This window comes from Inquilinus limosus MP06 (assembly GCF_000767795.1).
GTDB lineage: Bacteria > Pseudomonadota > Alphaproteobacteria > DSM-16000 > Inquilinaceae > Inquilinus > Inquilinus limosus_E.
Map to the genome: position 1 here is coordinate 1 of NZ_JANX01001101.1, position 775 is coordinate 775.

Here is a 775-nt window from a genome sequence, read left to right on the forward strand (position 1 = left end):
TGTGGAGGAGCCGACGCTGCTGGCCTCGGCGCTGCCGGCGCCCGAACCAGAGCCAGGATATGACAGCCGGAAGCTGCGCCTGGACAGCACCGCGACGGAGGCCCTGAGGGCTTTTGCCCGTCGCGAGCATGTGACCTTGAACACGGTGGTGCAGGGGGCGTGGGCGCTGCTGCTGTCGCGGATCACCGGTCAGCGCCGGGTGGTGTTCGGGTCGACGGTGTCGGGGCGCCCGGCGGAGCTGCGGGACGCCGAGACGCTGCTGGGGCTGTTCATCAACACCCTGCCGGTGGCGCCTGAGCTGGACCCGGCCAGGCCGGTCGGCGACTGGCTGCGGGAGCTGCAGGCGGAGAACGCGGCGCTGCGCGAGCATGAGCACACGCCGCTCTACGAGATCCAGGGCTGGGCCGGACAGGCCGGCCGCTCCCTGTTCGACACCCTGCTGGTGTTCGAGAACTATCCGGTGGACCAGGCGCTGCGGGAGCGGGACGGCAAGGGCTTGAGCTTCGGCCAGGTCTCGAACCTGGAGACGACGAATTACGCCCTGACTCTGACGGTGCAGGCGGGCGGGGATCTCGAGATCGGCTGGAGCTGGCGGCGCAACGCCGTCGATCGTGACCGGATCGACCACCTGATGCGGCAGCTCGAGGCGCTGCTGCTGCACATCGCAGAGGATGCGGCGACGCCGCTCGGCCGGATTGCCCTGCCGACCCCAGAAGATCGGGAACGCCTGTCCGCCTGGAACGCGACGGACACGGCCTACGAGGCGGTGCCGAAT

Annotated in this window: 1 protein-coding gene; it reads left to right on the plus strand. The window is 70.1% G+C overall.

All coding sequences use genetic code 11. From position 1 onward, the window contains the following. A partial coding sequence (locus P409_RS35445; protein ID WP_034849843.1) for a condensation domain-containing protein occupies window positions 1-775 on the plus strand: 775 nt, incomplete at both ends.